Source organism: Streptomyces sp. NPDC091412 (assembly GCF_044756885.1).
Classification (GTDB): domain Bacteria; phylum Actinomycetota; class Actinomycetes; order Streptomycetales; family Streptomycetaceae; genus Streptomyces.
This window is the reverse complement of the sequence record NZ_JBIVTV010000005.1, coordinates 189,126-209,236: the sequence shown is the minus strand read 5'-3', so window position 1 is coordinate 209,236 and position 20,111 is coordinate 189,126. Positions and strand designations below refer to the sequence as shown.

The window sequence follows — 20,111 nt, the reverse complement described above, 5'->3', positions numbered from 1 at the left end:
GGGCTGGAGCGGCCCCGGCCGGGGCGCCTTCACAGATGGCGGCGGCGGGCGGCCACCTCGCGGTCGTAGCGCGCGCGGGCCCGGACGGCGGGCTCACGGGCGGACACCTCGGCCACCGGCACGTCCCACCAGGCCTCGGCCGGGGGAGCGGCCGGGGCGGGACGCTCGACGTCGGTCTCGACGTGGACGCACGTCGGCCGGTCGGAGGCGCGGGCCGCGCCGAGCGCCCGGCGCAGCTCGCCGACCGTCTTGGCGCGCAGCACCTCCATGCCGAGGCTGGCGGCGTTGGCGGCGAGGTCCACGGGGAGGGGTGCGCCCGTGAAGGAGCCGTCGGCGGCGCGGTAGCGGTAGGCGGTGCCGTAGCGCTCGGCGCCCACCGACTCCGACAGTCCGCCGATGGAGGCGTACCCGTGGTTCTGGACCAGCACCACGTTGACGGGCAGGCCCTCCTGGACGGCGGTGACGATCTCCGTCGGCATCATCAGGTAGGTGCCGTCGCCGACCAGCGCCCACACCGGCGTGTCCGGCGCGGCCTGCTGCACGCCGATCGCGGCCGGGATCTCGTAGCCCATGCAGGAGTAGCCGTACTCCAGGTGGTACTGGCGCGGGGAGCGGGTCCGCCACAGTTTGTGCAGGTCACCGGGGAGGGAGCCAGCCGCGTTGATCACCACGTCGTCGTCGCCCACGACCGCGTCCAGCGCGCCCAGCACCTGGCTCTGGGTCGGTACGGCGCTGTCGTCGTCGGCGCGGAACGCCGCCTCGACCACCCGCTCCCAGCGCTCCTTGCCTGCGCGGTACCCGGTCTCGTACCCGGCGTCCACACGGTGCCCGGCCAGTGCCTCCGTGAGTGCCGTCAGACCGGTCCGCGCGTCGCAGACGAGGGTGGTGGCCGCCAGCTTGTGGGCGTCGAACGCGGTGACGTTGAGGTTGACGAACCGGACGTCCGGGTTCTGGAAGAGCGTGCCGGAGGCCGTGGTGAAGTCGGTGTAGCGGGTGCCGACGCCGATGACCAGGTCCGCGGTGCGGGCCAGGTCGTCACTGACGGCCGTGCCGGTGTGGCCGATGCCGCCGAGGTCGGCCGGGTGGTCGTGGCGCAGCGAGCCCTTGCCCGCCTGGGTGGAGGCGACCGGGATGCCGGTGGCGTCGGCGAGCGCCTTCAGCGCGTCCTCGGCCCCGCTGTGGTGGACTCCGCCGCCGGCGACGACCAGCGGGCGCCGGGCGGCCCGCACGGCCCGTACCGCGTCGGCGAGTTCGGCCGGGTCCGGGGCGGGACGCCGTACCCGCCACACCCGCTCGGCGAAGAACTCCTCGGGCCAGTCGAAGGCCTCCGCCTGCACGTCCTGCGGCAGCGCGAGGGTGACCGCCCCGGTCTCGGCCGGGTCGGTGAGCACCCGCATGGCGTTCAGGGCGGAGGGGATCAGGGCCTCGGGGCGGGTGATCCGGTCGAACCAGCGGGACACCGGGCGCAGGGTGTCGTTGACGGACACGTCCGCCTCGACGGGGTGCTCCAGCTGCTGGAGCAGCGGGTCGGCGGCGTGCGAGGCGAAGTAGTCGCCGGGGAGCAGGAGCACCGGGAGGCGGTTGATCGTGGCCAGGGCCGCACCCGTGGCGAGGTTGGTGGCGCCCGGTCCGATGGACGTCGTGACCGCCTGCGTGGACAGCCGGCCGCGCTGCCGGGCGTACCCGACCGCGGCGTGCACCATGGCCTGCTCGTTGCGGCCCTGGTGGTACGGCATGACGTCCTCGCCCGCCTCCATCAGCGCCTGTCCGAGACCGGCCACGTTGCCGTGGCCGAAGATGCCCCAGGTGCCGGCGATCAGCCGGTGCCGCACGCCGTCCCGTTCGGTGTACTGGGCGGCGAGGAACCGCACCAGCGCCTGGGCGGCGGTGAGGCGGATCGTGGAATGGCTCATCGTGACCTCACGGGGAAGGGGCGGTGTACAGGGGGAGGCGGGGGTCGACGGGTTGCTCGGGCCAGGTGCCGCGGATCCACGCGTGGTCGGGGTGGTCGCAGATCAGCCAGGCGCGCTCGGCGTCCGGTCCGGCCATGACGTTGAGGTAGTACATGTGGTGGCCGGGCACGGCCATCGACGGCCCGTGCCAGCCGTCCGGGATCAGGACCACGTCACCGCCGCGCACCTCGGCCAGCACGTCCGTCTCCCGGCCGGGACCGGACGGGGAGACCCGCTGGTACCCGAGGCCGGGGGTGCCGTCGTGGGCGGCGAACTCGAAGTAGTAGATCTCCTCCAGGACCGACTCCTCGCCCGGCCGGTGCTCGTCGTGCTTGTGCGGCGGGAAGGAGGACCAGTTGCCGCCCGGGGTGATCACCTCCACGGCGATCAGCTTGTCGCATTCGAAACCCTGCCCCTCAGCGCCTCCGGAGGGGGCGGCCGCGCCGAAGTTGTTGACCTGGCGGGAGCAGTTCCCGGTGCCGCGCAGCTCCACCGGTACGCCGGACGCCGGACCGTAACGGGCGGGCAGGCGCCGGGCGCAGCGGGCGCCGGTGAGCGCGAACCGTCCGCCGCCGGTGGACGAGACGGTCGCGCGGGCGTCGCGGGGTACGTACGCGAAGTCGCTCACACCGCTGAACACGCTCTCGCGTCCGGCCAGTTGGAACGTGTCACTGCCGAAATCGTCATTGGCGGCGACCGTGCAGCCGCCGCTGAGCGGCAGCACGATCCACTCGCTGTCGCCGGTTTCGAAGGTGTGCGAGCCGCCGGGCGGCAGTTCCAGGACGCGCAGGCCGGCGTGGCCCCAGCCGGCGGACTCCGGGCTCACGTCCACGACGTAGGGGCCGGCGAGGGCCTTTCCGGCGGGGAGGTGGTAGGGGCTGGTCACGAAATGCCTCCTTGTCGCGGCGGGACAACGGCGGATCACGGCGGATCACGGCTGGAGCACGGGTGTCACGGCCGGAGCACGGGCGGGCCGGGGCGGGCCCGGACCGGAGCGGGGGCGAGGCCGCGGCGGGCCCGGGGCAGAGCGTGGACGGGGCCGGGGCAAGGCCCGGACCGGAAGGGCCCGGTCACAGCAGGCTCACGGCCGTGTCGACCGCGCTCTCCACACTGCCCGCGGCCGGGTACAGCAGTGACCTGCCGACGACCATGCCCTGCACGGTGGGGAGTCTGAGGGCCTTGCGCCAGCGCTCGTAGGCACCCTCCTGGTCGTCGCCGATCTCGCCGCCGAGCAGCACGGCCGGCAGCGTGGAGGTCCGCAGGACCTCGGCCATGTCGTCCGGATTCTCGGTGACGGGCAGTTTCAGCCAGGTGTAGGCGGAGGTGCCGCCCAGGCCCGACGCTATGGCGATGGAGCGGGTGACGGCCTCGGCGGACAGGTCGTTGGCGACCCTGCCGCCGGCGCGGCGCGCGATGAACGGCTCGACGAAGACCGGCAGGCGCAGCTCCGCCATCTCGTCGACGGCCCGCGCGGTGGACTCCATCGTGGTGAGTGAGCCCGGGTCGTCGTAGTCGATGCGCAGCAGCAGCTTGCCCGCGTCGAAGCGGAGCCGGGCGATGTCGCGGGCGCGGTGCCCGGTGAAGCGGTCGTCCATCTCGAAGGAGGCGCCGGACAGGCCGCCGCGGTTCATCGAGCCCATGACGACCTTGCCGTCGAGCACCCCGAGGAGCAGCAGGTCCTCCAGGACGTCGGCGGTGGCGAGCACCCCGTCGACGCCGGGCCGCGACAGCGCGACGCAGAGACGTTCGAGCAGGTCGGCCCGGTTGGCCATGGCGAGTCTGCGGTCGCCGACCCCGAGCGCGCCGCGGGCGGGGTGGTCGGCGGCCACGATCATCAGCCGGCCGCTGTCGCCGATCAGCGGGCGGCGCACCCGGTGCGCGGCCGCCTCCGCGACGGCCTCGGGGTGCCGGGCACGGACCGCGGTCAGGTCGGGGATGCTGAGGCTCAAGAGGAGGCTCCGTTCAGGCAGTGGCTCGCGTGAGGAGGCCGTCGACCTCCGCACGGGTGGGCATCGCGGAGGAGCAGGCGAGGCGGGAGGCGACGAGGGCGCCGGCCGCGTTGGCGTACCGCATGGCCGTCGTCAGGTCCCAGCCGGACAGCAGGCCGTGGCAGAGCGAGCCGCCGAACGCGTCGCCCGCGCCGAGGCCGTTGACGACCTCGACGGGCACCGGCGGGACTTCGGCCCGGCTGCCGTCCCGGTGCACCGCGAGGACGCCCTTGGGGCCCTGTTTGACGACGGCCAGTTCCACACCGGCCGCCAGCAGCGCCTCGGCGCAGGCCTCGGGTTCGCGCACGCCGGTGGCGATCTCGCACTCGTCGAGGTTGCCGACCGCCACGGTGGCGTGCCGCAGCGCCTCGGCGTAGTACGGGCGGGCCCGGGCGGGATCCGGCCAGAACATCGGGCGCCAGTCGAGGTCGAAGACGGTGGTGCCCGCCTTGTCGCGTGCGGCCAGGGCGGCGAGTGTGGCGGAGCGGCTCGGCTCCTCGCTCAGGCCGGTGCCGGTGATCCAGAAGATCCGGGCCGCGCGGATGGCGGAGAGGTCCAGCTCGTCGGTGTGGATCTCCAGGTCCGGGGCCTTGGGCCGGCGGTAGAAGTAGAGGGGGAAGTCGTCCGGCGGGAAGATCTCGCAGAAGGTCACCGGGGTCGGGTACGCGGCGACCGGCGTGACCCAGCGGTCGTCGACGCCGAAGTCCTTCAGCGCCTCGTGCAGATACGCGCCGAACGGGTCGTCGCCGGTGCGGGTGATCACCGCGCTGGAGCGGCCGAGCCGGGCCGCGGCGACGGCCACGTTGGCCGCGGAACCGCCGAGGAACTTGCCGAAGGTCTCCACGCGGGCCAGGGGTACGCCGGACTGCAGGGGGTAGAGATCGACTCCGATGCGTCCCATGGTGATCAGGTCGAAGGACTGGGCGGACTCAGCGGGCTCTGCCATGCGCGACGCTCCTCGGGCTGGGCTGGGGTGCGGATCCCAGGGGGCCCCGCGACGGTGGGGACACGGATCCCGGGGCCTGCCGCCTCCCAGATGTAGGACGCGGACGGCCACACTGTCAAGAGTTTGTTCTTACATTCGGACTAGCTCGTGAACGGATGTCTTAACAAAGTATTGACAGCGGGCGCGCCAGGGGATTGGATCCGGTCCCAACGCACCAGCCGCGCAAGCGGCACACGGCCCCGGATCCGTCCTTGCCGGCCCTGGGCCCCGAACCTCCCGATGCCCTACCCTCCCCCGAGTTTCCCGAGTTCTCCCCGAGCTTTCCCCGAACCACAGTGAGGTGCAGGAAAGATGGACCGCTCTTCTCGCCGCTCCCGCGGAGTCGCCCCCCTCGTGGCCGTGACCGCGGCGGCGGCCCTGGCCCTCGCCGGCTGTTCCAGCGGCTCGGGCGGAAAGAAGGCCGAGGAGGGCGGGGACGGCGGCGGCACCGCGGGCAAGGCCGGCACGCCCCGGATGACGGTCGCGCTGGTCACCCACCAGGCACCCGGCGACACCTTCTGGGACATCGTCCGCAAGGGTGCCGAGGCGGCCGCCGCCAAGGACAACATCAAGCTGGTCTACTCCGCCGACCCCAACGCCGGTACCCAGGCCAACCTCGTCCAGAACGCCATCGACCAGAAGGTCGACGGCATCGCCGTCACCCTCGCCAAGCCGGAGGCGATGCGGAGCGTGCTGGCCAAGGCCGAGCAGGCCGGCATACCCGTGGTCGGACTCAACTCCGGCCTGAACGACTGGAAGAAGCTCAACCTGCTGGAGTTCTTCGGGCAGGACGAGTCGGTGGCGGGCGAGGCGTTCGGCAAGAAGCTGAACGAGGTCGGCGCCAAGAAGGCCGTCTGTGTGATCCACGAGCAGGGCAACGTCGGCCTGACCCAGCGCTGCGACGGCGTGAAGAAGACCTTCCAGGGCTCGATCGAGAACCTCTACGTCAACGGCGCGGACATGCCGTCGGTGAAGTCGACGATCACCGCCAAGCTCAAGCAGGACGGCTCCGTCGACCACGTCGTCACCCTCGGCGCCCCCGTCGCGATGACCGCGGTGCAGTCGGTGGGCGACGCGGGCAGCAAGGCCCAGGTCGCCACCTTCGACCTCAACAAGGAGCTGGCCGGCGCCGTCAAGAAGGGCGACATCGAGTTCGCCGTCGACCAGCAGCCCTACCTCCAGGGCTACCTGGCCGTGGACGGCCTGTGGCTGTACAAGAACAACGGCAACTACAGCGGCGGCGGTGAGCAGCCGGTGCTCACCGGACCGGCCTTCGTCGACAAGTCCAACGTCGAGAAGATCGCGGGGTTCGCCGCGAAGGGCACACGATGAGTGACATGTCCCAGCAGGCCGCACCGGCGGTGAGCACACCGCCGGCTCCCGGCTCCCAGCAGACCGACGGCCGAACCGTACGGCGCCCGCTGGCGCTCAGGCTGCTGGCCCGCCCGGAGGTCGGGGTCTTCCTCGGCGCCGTCGCCGTGCTCGTGTTCTTCCTCGCTGTCGCGCCCTCGGTCCGCCAGGGTGGCTCCATGGCGACGGTCCTGTACCAGTCGTCGACCATCGGGATCATGGCCCTGCCGGTGGCGCTGCTGATGATCGGCGGCGAGTTCGACCTCTCCGCCGGTGTCGCGGTGATCACCTCGGCGCTCACCGCGAGCATGCTCAGCTACCAGCTCACGATGAACGTGTGGGCGGGTGTGATCGTCGCCCTGGCGGTGTCGCTGGGGGTCGGCGCCTTCAACGGCTGGATGCTGGTGAAGACCGGCCTGCCGAGCTTCCTGGTCACCCTGGGCACCTTCCTGATCCTCCAGGGCGTCAACCTCGCCGTCACCAAACTGGTCACCGGCAACGTCGCCACCGACGACATCAGCGACATGGACGGCTTCGAGCAGGCGAAGGCCGTCTTCGCCTCGTCCTTCGACGTCGGCGGTGTCGAGGTGAAGATCACCGTGGTGTGGTGGCTGGTCTTCGCCGCACTGGCCACCTGGGTCCTGCTGCGCACCAAGTACGGCAACTGGATCTTCGCGGTCGGCGGCAACAAGGACAGCGCCCGCGCGGTCGGCGTGCCCGTCACCTTCACCAAGATCACCCTGTTCATGCTGGTCGGCTTCGGCGCCTGGTTCGCGGGCATGCACCAGCTGTTCTCGTTCAACACCGTGCAGTCCGGCGAGGGCGTCGGCCAGGAGCTCATCTACATCGCCGCCGCCGTGATCGGCGGCTGCCTGCTCACCGGCGGCTACGGCTCCGCCATCGGCCCCGTCTTCGGCGCCTTCATGTTCGGCATGGTGAACCAGGGCATCGTCTACGCGGGCTGGAACCCCGACTGGTTCAAGGCCTTCCTCGGCGTGATGCTGCTCGGCGCCGTCCTCATCAATCTGTGGGTCCGGCGTACGGCGACCCGGAGGTGACCGACATGACGACCGACAAGGCGGCGGCCCACGGAGCCGTCCTCCCCGACACCCCGCCCGCGCACGACGGGCCCGTCGTCGAACTGCGCGGCGCCGGCAAGTCCTACGGCAACATCCGCGCCCTGCACGGCGTCGACCTCGCCGTCCACCCGGGGCACGTGACCTGCGTGCTCGGCGACAACGGCGCCGGCAAGTCCACCCTCATCAAGATCATCTCCGGGCTGCACCGGCACACCGAGGGCGAGTTCCTCGTCGACGGCGAACCGGTGCGCTTCTCCAGCCCGCGCGACGCCCTCGCCAAGGGCATCGCCACCGTCTACCAGGACCTCGCGACCGTCCCGCTCATGCCGGTGTGGCGGAACTTCTTCCTCGGCTCGGAGATGACCAAGGGCCCCTGGCCCGTCCGCCGACTCGACATCGCCCGGATGAAGCGGACCGCGGACGAGGAACTGCGCAACATGGGCATCGTCCTGGACGACCTGGAACAGCCCATCGGCACCCTCTCCGGCGGCCAGCGCCAGTGCGTCGCCATCGCCCGCGCCGTCCACTTCGGCGCCCGCGTCCTCATCCTCGACGAGCCCACCGCCGCCCTCGGCGTCAAGCAGTCCGGTGTGGTCCTCAAGTACATCGCCGCCGCCCGCGACCGCGGCCTCGGCGTCATCTTCATCACCCACAACCCCCACCACGCCTACATGGTCGGCGACCACTTCAGCGTGCTGCGCCTCGGCACCCTCGAACTCAGTGCCGGCCGCAGCGACGTCGGCCTGGAGGAGCTGACCCACCACATGGCCGGCGGCACCGAACTCGCCGCCCTCAAGCACGAGTTGTCGCAGGTCCGCGGTGTCGACACCGAGGAGCTCCCGGAGGCGGAGGACCTCGCCGCGCCCACCGCGCCCGCACCGGCACCCACCGAAGGGAACTGATGACATGGCCCCCGTGCTGGACCGCATCCGGGTCGGCTCCGCCCCCGACTCCTGGGGTGTCTGGTTCCCCGACGACCCCGCGCAGGTGCCCTGGGAACGCTTCCTCGACGAGGTGGCCGAGGCCGGCTACTCCTGGATCGAACTCGGCCCCCACGGCTACCTACCGACCGACCCGGCCCGGCTCACCGACGAGGTGGCCAAGCGGAACCTCAAGGTCTCGGCGGGCACCGTCTTCACCGGCCTGCACCGCGGCCCGTCGGTGTGGGCGTCCACCTGGGAACACGTCAGCCAGGTCGCCGAACTCACCCGGGCCATGGGCGCACGCCACCTCGTCGTCATCCCCTCCTTCTGGCGCGACGACAAGACCGCGGAGATCCTGGAGCAGCCGGAGCTGACCGGCGAGCAGTGGGCGCACCTGACCCAGGGCATGGAACGGCTCGGCCACCAGGTCAGGGAGACGTACGGCCTCGACATCGTCGTCCACCCCCACGCCGACACCCACATCGACACCGAGGCCCACGTCGAGCGCTTCCTCGACTCCACCGACTCCGATCTCGTCAGCCTCTGCCTGGACACCGGGCACTACGCCTACTGCGGCGGCGACAGCGTCAAGCTGATCGAGACGTACGGCGAGCGCATCGGCTACCTGCACCTCAAGCAGGTCGACCCGGAGATCCTCGCCGAGGTGGTGGCGAACGAGGTCCCCTTCGGGCCGGCGGTCCAGCGGGGCGTCATGTGCGAGCCGCCGGTCGGAGTACCGGCGCTGGAACCGGTCCTGACGGCTGCGCAGGGACTCGGCGTGGACCTCTTCGCGATCGTCGAGCAGGACATGTACCCGTGCGAGCCGGACAAGCCGCTGCCCATCGCGGTGCGCACACGCAGGTTCCTCAAGTCCTGCGGTGCCTGACCCCGCCGAGGAAGGACGACGATGGCCCGGTCATCGACGCTGAACGTCGCCGTCATCGGCGTGGGCCGGATGGGCGCCGACCACGTGCGCAGGATCCACGAGGTCGTCAGCGGGGCCCGGGTCAGCGCCGTCGTGGACGCCGACGCGGAACGCGCCTCGGCCGTCGCGGAACGCGCCGGCGGCTGTGCCGCGTACACCGACCCGGCCGCCGCGCTGGCCGCGGCCGACGTCGACGCGGTGCTCGTGGCCTCCTCGAGCCCCGCCCACGAGGCGGCACTGCTCGCCGCCCTCGCCCACGACCTGCCCGTCCTGTGCGAGAAACCCCTCACCCCGGACCCGGCCTCCGCCCTGCGCGTGCTCGAAGCCGAGCAGCGGCTCGGCCGGCGGCGCATCCAGGTGGGCTTCATGCGGCGCTACGACCCGGAATACCTCCGGCTCGAACAGCTCCTGCGGACCGGCCGGCTGGGCCGCCCGCTGCTGCTGCACCACCGCCACCGCAACGTGGCCGCCCCGCCCGGATGGGCCGGCGAGCTGCTCATCAGCGACTCGCTCGTGCACGAGATGGACGTGACCCGCTGGCTGCTCGGCCAGGAGATCACCGCGGTGACGGTCCTGCGCCCCACCCCGTCCCGCGACGCCCCCGACGGCATGCAGGACCCGCTGTTCGTCGTCCTCGAGACGGACGGCGGCGTCATCGCCGACGCGGAGATCTTCGTCAACTGCGGCTTCGGCTACCAGGTCCAGGCCGAGGCCGTCTGCGAGCGCGGCACGGCCCGCGTCGGCGACGGCCACGCCATGGTCACCCAGACGGCGGGCCGCTGGGGCGGCACCATCGCCCAGGACTACCTCGAACGCTTCGAAGACGCCTACGACCGCGAGCTGCGCGCCTGGATCGACTCCGTCCGCCACGGCACGGCCACGGGTCCCACCGCCTGGGACGGCTACGCCGCGGCCGCGGTCAGCGCGGCGGGCGTCCGGTCCCTGACCGAGGGCGGCCGGGTGGAGGTGGAGCTGCCGGAACGCCCGGCACTGTACGGATGACACCCGCCGCGCGCCTCGCCCGCCGCGCTACAGTCGGGGCGTACGGGAAGCACCGAACATCGCGTTCGGCCGCCGGTGCGCAGTGGTGCGCAACTCCTCGACGGGGAGCGTAATGAGCACAGCGCGTGACCTGATGATCGTCGCCCTGGACCTGGAACCCAGCCGGTCGCTGGAGCGCGGGGACCTCTCCCTGGCGCTGGCCGGCGCCGAGGCGTACGACCTGCTGCGGGCCGAGGTGCTGGAGCTGGTCGCCGACCGGATCGTGCCGCGGCCCCTGCCGGAGCTCGACGACCGGCTGCTGGACGAGGCCGCCTCCTCGCTGGTGCGCCGGGTGCCGTACGAAACCCTGGAGGACTGGCTCTGGCGGCGCGGGCGCGGCCTGGCCCGGGCCTATCTGACCGCACTGGAACAGGAGGGCCAGGTCACCTGGGAACGCAGCCGCTGGCTGCCCTTCCGGGGCGGCCGCTCGGTCCTCAGCGACACCGAGGCGCGGCGCCGCGCGGGCTACCGCTGGGCGGCCGACGAGCCGGTGCTGCTCACCCTCGCCGCGGCCGTCGGGATCCGCGAAGAGATGGCCGCGGCCGAGTCGGGCGTCACCGACGACGCGGTCCTCGCCGTCCTCGCCGTCGTCCATGACGCGGTGATGGAACTGGAGGCCGTCCGCCAGCGCCGGGCCATCGAGGACGCGGCCTTCGCCAACGTATGGCGGGGCGCGTAGCCGTCGCCGACAGGCGGTGCCGCGGGGGCGCTCCTAAGCTGAAGTGCGGCGCGGGTCATCGCCCGCGCGATTCCGTCGGCGCACGCCGACGGAATCGCGCGGCGGCCCCTCGTCCCCTGCTCGTCCGGGACGGCCGCGGGCTCGTTCCCACGCGCTTGGAGCCGGCGCATGACCCATGCGTGTCCACGACTGCGACGGGGTGTCGTCACCGCGGCCGCCGTCGGAATCCTCGTGGTGCCGCCCACCGGCGGGACCGCCTCCGCCGGACCCGCCACCCGACCCGCCGTCGCCGCCGCCGCGCCTTCGGGGCTGTCCCCGACCGGGGTGCGGAGACTGAGTCCCGACGTGGTCCGGCAGCTCGACCAGGCCGTGCTGCGCGTCATGCGGCAGGCGGGCGTGCCCGGGGTGACCGTGGGGCTGTGGACACCGGACCAGGGCCAGTACGTCAAGTCCTTCGGCGTCGCCGACAGGAGCACCGGGCGGAAGATGTCGCCCGACCTGTACATGCGGATCGGCAGCGAGACCAAGACCTTCACCGTGACGGCGCTGCTGCACCTCGTGGACCGGCACAAGGTGGGCCTGGACGACCCCGTCGGCAAGTACGTCGCCGGCGTGCCGAACGGGGACCGGATCACCCTGCGACAGCTCGCCGGGATGCGCAGCGGACTGCCCGACTACACGGCCGACGCGGGCTTCCGCAAGGCGCTGACCTCGGATCCGCGCCGGCCCTTCACCCCGAACCAGTTGCTCGCCCACGCCTTCAAGCACGCCGTGCTCTTCCCACCGGGCCGGAGGTTCGACTACAGCAACACCAACCTCATCCTGCTGGGCCTGGTCGTCCAGAAGGCGAGCGGCCGGACGCTCGCGGACTACCTCGGCACCCATGTGCTGCGGCCGGCCGGACTCGACCAGACCTTCTTCCCGGCCGGGGCGCGGTTCCCCCGGCCGCACGCGCAGGGCTACACGAACCGGACGGCGAACGGCGAGGTGCGGGACGCGGCCGACTGGAACCCCTCCTGGGGCTGGGCGGCCGGAGCGATGGTCTCCAACCTCGACGACCTGCGCGTATGGGCGCGCACCGTCGCCACGGGCGTCCTGCCCGACGGCACCAGGCTCATCAGCCCCGCCTCCCAGAAGCAGCGGCTCACCACACTCCCGACCTCGGTCCCCGGCGCCGGATACGGCCTCGGCATCCTCGACGTGCGGGGCTGGATCGGCCACAACGGCTCACTGCCGGGCTACGAGTCCCTCACGGTCCACCTCCCCCCGGCGCGGACGACTCTCGTCGTCCTGCTGAACAGCGACATCGACGACAAGGGGACGGAGCCCAGCACCCTGCTCGGCGAGGCGATCACGAAGATCGTCACGCCGGAGCACGTCTTCGACCTGCCGGCCCGGGCAGCCGCCCGGTGACCGGCCCCTCCATGGAGTGACGACGTGTCCCGGGCCCCGACCACACTTCCGGAACAGCCGCCCATGAGCGGGCAGAGCGCCTGCGGCGCCGGCGCGCACGGCCCGCTCCGCGCCTTCCTGCGCACCGAGACCGGCAGCGCCGCCGTGCTGCTCGCCGCCGCGGTCGCCGCGCTGGTGTGGGCCAACGTCTCGCCCGGAACCTACGAGTCGTTCTGGCGCACCCACGTGTCGTTCATGGTCGGCTCGACCGGGGTCTCCCTGGGACTGCGGGAGTGGATCAACAGCGGGCTGATGGCGCTGTTCTTCTTCGTCGTCGGCCTGGAAGCCCGCCGGGAGTTCGACATCGGCGAGCTGAGAGAGCGCAGGCGGCTCGCGCTCTCGGCGATCGCCGGGATCAGCGGCATGGCCGTACCCGTGGCGATCTACCTGGCCGTCAACGCGGGGCACGCCACCGCCCGGGGGTGGGGCGCGGCCATGTCCACCGACACGGCGTTCGCGCTCGGCATCCTCGCCGTCTTCGGCTCCCGGCTGCCCGGCGGCCTGCGGGTCTTCCTGCTCGGCGTCACGGTCGCCGACGACTTCCTCGCTCTCGCCGTCATCGCCTTCGCCTACAGCGGGACCCTCTACGTGCCCGCCCTGGTCACCGCGTTCGGCGTCCTCGCCGTGCTGATGGCGCTGCGCGTGGCCGGCGTACGGATCTCCGTCGTGTACGCGCTCGTCGCCCTGGTCCTGTGGGGCGCGCTGCTGCGCTCCGGCGTCGACCCGGTGGTCAGCGGACTGGTCATGGGCCTGCTCACCTACGCCCACCCGGCCCAGCGGCACGCCCTGGAACGCGCCAGCCGGCTCTTCCGGCGCTTCCGCGAGCAGCCCACACCCGAACTGGAACGCACCCTGCGCCGGGGCCTGGCCACCGCGCTGTCGCCCAACGAGCGGCTTCAGCGCATGCTCCACCCCTGGACCAGCTATCTCATCGTGCCGCTGTTCGCACTGGCCAACGCCGGTCTCCCGCTCGGCGCGGCCCGGCTCGCGGACGCCTTCACCTCGCCCGTCACCGTCGGCATCCTGCTCGGCTACGTCGTCGGCAAGCCGATCGGCATCGTCGGCTCCACCTGGCTCGCCGTGCGGCTGAGCCGCGGCCGGCTGCGCCCGCCGATCGGCTGGGGCGCCATCACCGCGGGCGGCGGCCTGGCCGGGGTGGGCTTCACCGTGTCCCTGCTGATCGCCACCCTCGCCTTCAGCGGGACCCGGCTGGAGGAGGCGAAGATCGGCATCCTGGCGACCGTCCTGTGCTCCTTCGCCGTCACCTGGCTGGTGACCGGGGTCCTCTCCCTGCTGCCCCCGCGCCGTCGGGCCCGCGCGCTGCTGGGCCGGGGCCGGGTCATCGTCGACCTCGGCGAGCCCGTCGACCCCGAGCGCGACCACGTCCGCGGGCCGCTCGACGCCCCGGTGACGCTGGTCGAGTACGGCGACTACGAGTGCCCGTACTGCGGACTCGCCGAGCCGGTCGTGCGGGAGCTGCTCGCCGACTTCGGCGACGACGTGCGCTACGTCTGGCGGCACCTGCCGCTGACCGACGTCCACCCGAACGCGCAGCTCGCCGCCGAGGCAGCGGAGGGCGCCGCCCGCCAGGGCCGCTTCTGGGAGCTGCACGACGTCCTGATCAGCCACCAGGGCGACCTGAGCCCCAAGGACCTCCTGCGCTACGCCGAGCAGATCGGCCTCGACATGGACCGCTTCCGCCGGGACCTGCGGGAGCGCAAGGGCGCGCAGCGGGTGGCCGACGACGTGGAGTCGGCAGACCTCAGCGCCGTCTCCGGCACCCCGACCTTCTTCGTCAACGGCCGCCGCCACCACGGCGCCTACGACATCGCCACCCTCTCGACAACGGTCCGCACGGCCCGCGAACGCGCCGCACTCGCGGGGGCGGGCCCGTCCACCTGACCATGCGGCCCGCAGCGGGCCGCATGGTCGGGTCACGTGGCCCGCCGGGTCGGTCACCCGGGTCCCAAGGCCGGCGCCGCGACCCGGACGCCCCCTCACACGGGCCCGCAGGGCCGGTCGCCGGGGCCATGGAGTCCACGTCGGCGGTCTCGTCCCGGTGGGTCAGATGGTGCGTACCTCATCGATGCGGACCGGGCGGTGTTCGTGGAGGGACAGGGTGCAGGCCTCGGCGATCCAGCCGGCCTCCAGGGCGTCGGCGACCGTGCACGGGGAGGGCAGCCGGCCGGCCACGACCTCGGTGAACGCGGTGAGTTCGGCGCGGTAGGCGGCGGTGAAGCGGTCCATGAAGAAGTCGTGCGGGGTGCCGGCGGGGAAGCTCACCCCGGGTTCGACGGAGCGCAGCGGCAGTTTGTCGTCCAGACCGACGGCGATCGAGTCCTCGAAGCCGTGCAGCTCCATGCGGACGTCGTAACCGCGGGCGTTGTGGCGGCTGTTGGAGACCACCGCGATCGTTCCGTCGTCCAGGGTGAGCACCGCGCCCGTGGTGTCGGCGTCGCCCGCCTCCCTGATGTAGTCGGCGCCCCGGTTGCCGCCGACGGCGTACACCTCGGTCACCTCCCGCCCGGTCACCCAGCGGATGATGTCGAAGTCGTGCACCGAGCAGTCCCGGAAGATCCCGCCGGAGGCGGCGATGTACGCGGCCGGCGGCGGCGCCGGGTCGAGCGTGGTGGACCGCACGGTGTGCAGCCTCCCAAGCTCGCCCGCCCGCACGGCGGCCCGGGCGGCGGCGAAACCGGCGTCGAAGCGGCGGTTGTAGCCGATCTGCACGGGCACACCGCTGCCCTGGACCGCCTTGAGGACCTCGACGCCCTCCGTCATGGTGCGGGCCACCGGCTTCTCGCAGAAGACGGGGACACCGGCGTCGACGGCGGCGAGGATCAGCGCCGGGTGGGCGTCGGTCGCGGCGGCCACGACGACGCCGTCCACCCCGGCGGCCAGGACCGCCTCGGCCGAGTCGGCCACCTCCGCCCCGAACCGCTCGGCGGCGGTCTTGGCGGCGTCCGTGAACGGGTCGGCGAGGACGAGCGACTCGACCGTGTCGAGTCCGGAGAGGGTCTCGGCGTGGAAGGCGCCGATCCGGCCGAGGCCGAGGATTCCGATACGCATGGGGGCTGATGCTCCTTTGGTGCGTGGGTCGTGCGTGGCGGGGGGCGTGGTCGCGCGAGTGGTGCGGCAGTACGTCAGTCCAGTCCGCCGAGCACGTTCTGGTCCCAGTCGATCACGGATCCGGTGACCACGCCGGACCGCTCGGACAGCAGCAGGACCACGAAGTCGGCGATCTCGTCGGGTCGGCCGAGCCTGCCCATCGGCAGCCGCTCTCCGGCCCGCTCCCGCCAGTCGTCACCGGCGCCGTGGAAGGCACGCTGGGTGGCGTCCTCGCCCTCGGTCGCGGTCCAGCCGATGTTCAGGCCGTTGATCCGCACCCGGTCGAAGCGGTGGGCGTGCGCGGCGTTGCGGGTGAGTCCGGCCAGGCCGGCCTTGGCGGCGACGTACGGCGCCAGGAACGGCTGTCCGCCGTGCGCCGAGGACGTGATGATGTTGACGACCGTGCCCGGCGCCCCGCGGGCCACCATGTCGGCCACCGCCGCCTGCATCGCGAAGAACGGCCCCTTGAGGTTGACCGCGATGTGCGCGTCGAACAGCTCGGGCGTGGTGTCGAGGAGCGTGCCGCGCGAGGTCAGCCCCGCGGAGTTCACCAGGCAGTCGATCCGTCCGTACGCGGAGACCACCCGCGCCACCGACCCCCTGGCCTGCTCCGCGTCGGCCAGGTCGGCCCGGACGAACATCGCCTTGCCCCCGGCGGCCGTCAGCTCCGCCACCAGGTCCTCGCCCGGCTCGGTCCGCCGCCCGGTCACGGCGACCACGGCGCCCTCACGGACGGCGGCCCGCGCGATCGCGGCCCCCACACCCTGGCTGCCGCCGTTGACGAGGACGACCTTGCCGTGCAGCAGACCGTTCGTGGATCCGTCGAGAAGTCCCATGACTCTCCTCAGCTCTCGCGTCGCCCGGCGGCGGCCCGCAGCTCCTCGCGGAGCGCGTCCGGTGTCCACTCCTCGCGCACCGCCCGCCGTACGAGGTCCGCCTGCGAGGGCGGCGCCAGACCGCCGACCGGCGGATCGCTGTCGAGGTTGGTGGGGAACGGGTAGCCCTCGGCGCTTGCGGCGACGACGCGGTCCAGCCATGCGGCGTCGGCACCCTCCGCCTTGCGCTTGAGCAGCACCGGGAAGACGGCGCCCGCCACGGCCTCGCGGTCCACGGTCTCCATTGCCCGCCCGAAGGCGGAGGAGACCTGGAGCAGGTTGGCCATGCGCCGGACGTCCGCCGACCGGTTCGTCCCGGCGGCGTGGAAGAGCGCCGGGTTGAAGAAGACGGCGTCCCCCTTGGCCAGCGGCAGTTGCACGTGGTGGTCCTCGAAGTAGGCCTGGAACGCGGGCAGTCGCCACGCGAGGTACCCCGGCTCGTACCGCTGCGAGTACGGCAGGTACATCGTCGGACCGGACTCCACGGGCATGTCGCAGTGTGCGACCGCGCCCTGGAGGGTCAGTACGGGGGAGAGCCGGTGGACGTGCGCCGGGTAGGCGGCGGCGACCTCGTTGGCCAGGAACCCCAGGTGGTAGTCGCGGTGCGCCGTCTGGGCCGCGCCGCCCGGGTTGACCACGTTGATCTGCGAGGTGACCTGGTAGCCGGGGCCCAGCCAGGCCTCGCCGACCAGCGCCAGGACGTCGTTCGCGTAGTAGTCGGCGAACGTCTCCGGGTCGTGCAGCGCCGCCTTCTCCAGGGCGTTCCACACCCGGTCGTTGGCGCCCGGCTTGGCGAAGTGGTCCCCGGCGCCCGCGCCCGAGGCGCGTTGCTCGGCGGTCAGGGCGCGGAAGACGGCGGTGGCCCGGTCGACCACCGCGGTGTCGGGGAAGGCGCCCCGGAACACCACGATGCCGGGGCCCTCGTCCAGGGCGTGGACCAGTTCGGCCCGCAGGGCGTCGCGGGCGGCGGGGTCGGCGGGCCCGCGCAGCCGCTCGGCGTCGTAGACGAGGACGTCGTGGACCACCGACGAGGCGTGCGGGTAGTCGGCGGCATCGGTCGCCCGCTCGACGAGCGCGCGGAAGGAGTCGAGGTCGCAGTCCTGCTCGGACAGCCGGACGCGGCGGTGTACGGGGGTGGAGGACATCGTCGTCCTTTCGGTCGTCGGGCGACGCGGCCGAGGAACGGTCGTCGGGCGGGCTCGGTGACGGGGACGGTCATGGGCGGACTCGGGGACGGTGACGGGCGGACTCGGTCACGGGGACGGTCGTCGGCGGACCCAGCCACGAGGGCCGTTGCGTCCTGCCATTCTTGTCAGTACAAACACCTCGAACAACCAGCAGCGAGCCATCAAAAACCCCTCAGGGAACCTCCCAAGGAGCCTGCCGCATGGGCCACCCCTTCCCGATCCGCGAGATAGCACGTCAGGCAGGGCTGAGCGAGGCCACCGTCGACCGGGTGCTCAACGGCCGAGGCGGGGTGCGGGAGAGCACCGCGCGGGAGGTGTACCGGGCCATCGCCGACCTCGACCGGCAGCGCACCCAGGTCCGGCTGGTGGGCCGCACCTTCATGGTCGACATCGTGATGCAGGCACCCGAGCGGTTCAGCACCGCCGTACGGGCCGCCCTGGAGGCCGAACTGCCGTCCCTGCACCCGGCCGTGGTGCGTTCCCGCTTCCACTTCCGCGAGACCGGTCCGGTGCGCGAGCAGATCGCCGTACTCGACCGGATCGCGCGGCGCGGCTCGCAGGGCGTGATCCTCAAGGCCCCGGACGTCCCCGAGGTCAGCGCGGCGGTCGGCCGGCTGGTGGCGGCGGGCATCCCGGTCGTCACCCTGGTCACCGACCTGCCCGCCAGCGCCCGGCTCGGCTACGTCGGCAGCGACAACCGGGCGGCGGGCGCGACGGCCGCGTACCTGATGGGCCAGTGGCTGGGCAACCGGCCCGGCAATGTGCTCACCAGCCTCAGCAGCGGCTTCTTCCGCAACGAGGAGGAACGCGAGATGGGCTTCCGCGGCGCCATGCGCGCCCGCCACCCCGGGCGGGCGCTGGTGGAGATCGCCGAGGGCCAGGGCCTGGACGCCACGCAGTACGACCTCGTGCGGGCCGCTCTGGAGCGCGACCCGCAGATCCGCGCGGTCTACTCGATCGGCGGCGGCAACATCGCCACCCTGCGGGCCTTCGCGGACCTCGGCCGCGAGTGCGCGGTGTTCATCGCGCACGACCTCGACCAGGACAACACCCGCCTGCTGCGCGAGCACCGCCTGTCCGCCGTGCTCCACCACGACCTGCGGCAGGACATGCGGGAGGCCTGCCACCTGGTGATGCGGGCCCACGGCGCCCTGCCGCCCGCGGGACCGACGCTTCCGTCGGCGATCCAGGTGGTGACCCCGTACAACATGCCGCCGCACCCGGTGGCCGGCTGAACCCCGCGAGGTGCCTCACAGGTTGATCGCGTACGCCTTGCGCAGCGTCTCGTGCACCGTCCACGTCGTGCGGTCGCCCTCGCGCAGCACCGCCATGTCGCCGGGACCGACGTGCAGGGTCGCCCCGCCTTCGACCTCGATGGTCGCCGAGCCGCTGATCACCACGAACAACTCGTCCGCCTCGACGTCGGTGACGACCCCGGGGGTGATCTGCCAGATCCCGCGGATCTGCCGGCCGTCGGCCGACTCCCAGACCACCTTGCCGGTCACCTCGGGCGTCCCGGAGACGATCTGCTCGGGGTCGAGCGGCTCGGGCTCGAGGTCGGCGTCGGGAACGTGCAGAACGAAACTGTGCGTCATGCCGTGACCCTAGCCGGGGCGGACGGCACGGGAACGTGGACAGAGTGTGGGGGATCGGCCCCGGCCCACGGACACTTCGTCGCTTCCCGCGGGAAGCCCGGCAGGTGCGAGCGGGCCTTGGCGGGCAGGCACAGGGGGCGGGCGCAGGGGGCAGGTGCGCGCGGGCAGTATGACCAACAAAATTGTTGACAATCTTGTCTCGCTAGATTTAGGTTCGAGACGCACTCACTCAGGGAGGGCACGATGCCGAACCAAGCCCGTCCGAGCAGCGGGGAGCAGGCCAAGCAGCATGCGCTCACGCGGCTGCGGCAGGCGATCCTGCACGGCGAGATGGCACCGGCTCAGCGGCTGGTGGAGAACGAACTCGCCGAGCAGTTCGGTGTGACACGGGCCAGCATCCGCGCGGCGCTGATCGATCTGGAGGCTCAGGGCCTGGTCGAGCGGATCCGCAACCGAGGTTCGCGGGTACGGGTGGTGACCGTGGAGGAAGCGGTCGCCATCACCGAGTGCCGCATGGTCCTCGAAGGGCTGTGCGCGGCCAAGGCGGCCGTCGCGGCGAGCGACGAGCAGCTGGCCGAACTCGTGGACCTCGGCGCGGCGATGGAGAAGGCCGTGAAGGAGGGCGAGCCGGTCACCTACTCCGATCTCAACCACGAACTGCACGCCCGGATCCGGGAGTTCTCCGGCCAGCGCACGGCCGTGGAACTGCTGGAACGGCTCAACGCCCAACTGGTGCGGCACCGCTTTCAGCTGGCGCTGCGGCCGGGACGTCCACAGCAGTCCCTGAATGAGCACCTGGCCATGATCGAGGCGATCGGGGCCAGGGACCCGCAGGCGGCCGAGGCGGCCGTCCGCGCCCACCTCACCAGCGTGATCGACGCGTTGCGCGACTGACGCGTCGCCCGGCAGGGAGGTCGCGCGACCGTGCGTCGCGCGTACGGCGGCGAGCCGTGGGCGCACACCTGTCCACCA

Annotated in this window: 18 protein-coding genes; 10 read left to right on the top strand and 8 right to left on the bottom strand. The window is 72.5% G+C overall.

The features are described from left to right. Positions 1–29: 29 nt before the first annotated feature. The 4 genes from iolD to iolC form a co-directional block, all read right to left on the bottom strand. Positions 30–1,913, bottom strand: a complete 1,884-nt coding sequence (gene iolD / locus ACIQMV_RS15675) for a 3D-(3,5/4)-trihydroxycyclohexane-1,2-dione acylhydrolase (decyclizing) (protein WP_402593157.1) — start codon at positions 1,911–1,913, stop codon at positions 30–32. 7 nt (positions 1,914–1,920) lie between these two features. After that, positions 1,921–2,838 carry a 5-deoxy-glucuronate isomerase gene (gene iolB / locus ACIQMV_RS15670; protein WP_402593156.1) on the bottom strand — a complete coding sequence of 306 codons (918 nt, stop codon included), beginning with the start codon at positions 2,836–2,838 and terminating at the stop codon, positions 1,921–1,923. A 184-nt stretch (positions 2,839–3,022) separates the two neighbouring features. Then, a complete protein-coding gene (locus ACIQMV_RS15665; RefSeq protein ID WP_141356112.1) occupies positions 3,023–3,901 on the bottom strand; it encodes a deoxyribose-phosphate aldolase in 879 nt (292 codons plus the stop codon). A 13-nt stretch (positions 3,902–3,914) separates the two neighbouring features. Beyond that, positions 3,915–4,886 carry a 5-dehydro-2-deoxygluconokinase gene (gene iolC, locus ACIQMV_RS15660; RefSeq protein ID WP_402593154.1) on the bottom strand — a complete coding sequence of 324 codons (972 nt, stop codon included), beginning with the start codon at positions 4,884–4,886 and terminating at the stop codon, positions 3,915–3,917. 351 nt (positions 4,887–5,237) lie between these two features. Here iolC and ACIQMV_RS15655 point away from each other — a divergent pair, with 351 nt between their 5' ends. From ACIQMV_RS15655 to nhaA, 8 genes are all read left to right on the top strand, one after another. Next, on the top strand, positions 5,238–6,257 hold the full coding sequence (locus ACIQMV_RS15655; protein ID WP_141356108.1) for a sugar ABC transporter substrate-binding protein: 1,020 nt from the start codon (positions 5,238–5,240) through the stop codon (positions 6,255–6,257). After that, on the top strand, positions 6,254–7,333 hold the full coding sequence (locus ACIQMV_RS15650; RefSeq protein WP_141356106.1) for an ABC transporter permease: 1,080 nt from the start codon (positions 6,254–6,256) through the stop codon (positions 7,331–7,333). Before ACIQMV_RS15655 ends, ACIQMV_RS15650 begins: the two co-directional genes overlap by 4 nt. Before the next feature lie 5 nt (positions 7,334–7,338). After that, a complete protein-coding gene (locus tag ACIQMV_RS15645; protein WP_225080224.1) occupies positions 7,339–8,256 on the top strand; it encodes an ATP-binding cassette domain-containing protein in 918 nt (305 codons plus the stop codon). A gap of 4 nt (positions 8,257–8,260) precedes the next feature. Beyond that, complete coding sequence (locus ACIQMV_RS15640) at positions 8,261–9,163, top strand: sugar phosphate isomerase/epimerase family protein (protein ID WP_402593151.1); 903 nt, start codon at positions 8,261–8,263, stop codon at positions 9,161–9,163. 21 nt (positions 9,164–9,184) lie between these two features. After that, positions 9,185–10,204, top strand: a complete 1,020-nt coding sequence (locus ACIQMV_RS15635; RefSeq protein ID WP_402593149.1) for a Gfo/Idh/MocA family protein — start codon at positions 9,185–9,187, stop codon at positions 10,202–10,204. A 112-nt stretch (positions 10,205–10,316) separates the two neighbouring features. Further along, on the top strand, positions 10,317–10,922 hold the full coding sequence (locus tag ACIQMV_RS15630; protein ID WP_402593147.1) for a GPP34 family phosphoprotein: 606 nt from the start codon (positions 10,317–10,319) through the stop codon (positions 10,920–10,922). A 168-nt stretch (positions 10,923–11,090) separates the two neighbouring features. Continuing rightward, complete coding sequence (locus tag ACIQMV_RS15625) at positions 11,091–12,335, top strand: serine hydrolase domain-containing protein (RefSeq protein WP_402593145.1); 1,245 nt, start codon at positions 11,091–11,093, stop codon at positions 12,333–12,335. A gap of 63 nt (positions 12,336–12,398) precedes the next feature. Continuing rightward, positions 12,399–14,276: a Na+/H+ antiporter NhaA gene (nhaA, locus tag ACIQMV_RS15620; RefSeq protein WP_402593143.1), complete on the top strand. Its 1,878-nt coding sequence runs from the start codon at positions 12,399–12,401 to the stop codon at positions 14,274–14,276. Positions 14,277–14,438: 162 nt separating this feature from the next. Here nhaA and ACIQMV_RS15615 read toward each other — a convergent pair whose 3' ends face one another. The 3 genes from ACIQMV_RS15615 to ACIQMV_RS15605 all read right to left on the bottom strand — a co-directional run bounded on the left by ACIQMV_RS15615 (position 14,439) and on the right by ACIQMV_RS15605 (position 17,502). Then, a complete protein-coding gene (locus tag ACIQMV_RS15615; RefSeq protein WP_402593141.1) occupies positions 14,439–15,443 on the bottom strand; it encodes a Gfo/Idh/MocA family oxidoreductase in 1,005 nt (334 codons plus the stop codon). A 74-nt stretch (positions 15,444–15,517) separates the two neighbouring features. Further along, positions 15,518–16,318 carry an SDR family oxidoreductase gene (locus tag ACIQMV_RS15610; RefSeq protein WP_402593140.1) on the bottom strand — a complete coding sequence of 267 codons (801 nt, stop codon included), beginning with the start codon at positions 16,316–16,318 and terminating at the stop codon, positions 15,518–15,520. An 8-nt stretch (positions 16,319–16,326) separates the two neighbouring features. Next, positions 16,327–17,502 (bottom strand): phytanoyl-CoA dioxygenase family protein, encoded by a 1,176-nt coding sequence (locus ACIQMV_RS15605; protein ID WP_402593138.1) that lies wholly within the window; start codon positions 17,500–17,502, stop codon positions 16,327–16,329. A 242-nt stretch (positions 17,503–17,744) separates the two neighbouring features. On the opposite strand from ACIQMV_RS15605, the gene ACIQMV_RS15600 reads away from it, so the two are divergent. Next, complete coding sequence (locus ACIQMV_RS15600; RefSeq protein ID WP_402593136.1) at positions 17,745–18,779, top strand: LacI family DNA-binding transcriptional regulator; 1,035 nt, start codon at positions 17,745–17,747, stop codon at positions 18,777–18,779. A gap of 15 nt (positions 18,780–18,794) precedes the next feature. Here the strand turns inward: ACIQMV_RS15600 and ACIQMV_RS15595 are convergent, their stop codons facing one another. Next, positions 18,795–19,139: a cupin domain-containing protein gene (locus ACIQMV_RS15595; protein ID WP_401779350.1), complete on the bottom strand. Its 345-nt coding sequence runs from the start codon at positions 19,137–19,139 to the stop codon at positions 18,795–18,797. Between the two features lie 243 nt (positions 19,140–19,382). Between ACIQMV_RS15595 and ACIQMV_RS15590 the strand changes: the two genes are divergently transcribed. Next, positions 19,383–20,033, top strand: coding sequence for a GntR family transcriptional regulator (locus tag ACIQMV_RS15590; RefSeq protein ID WP_402593134.1), 651 nt, complete (start codon positions 19,383–19,385; stop codon positions 20,031–20,033). Positions 20,034–20,111: the final 78 nt, after the last annotated feature.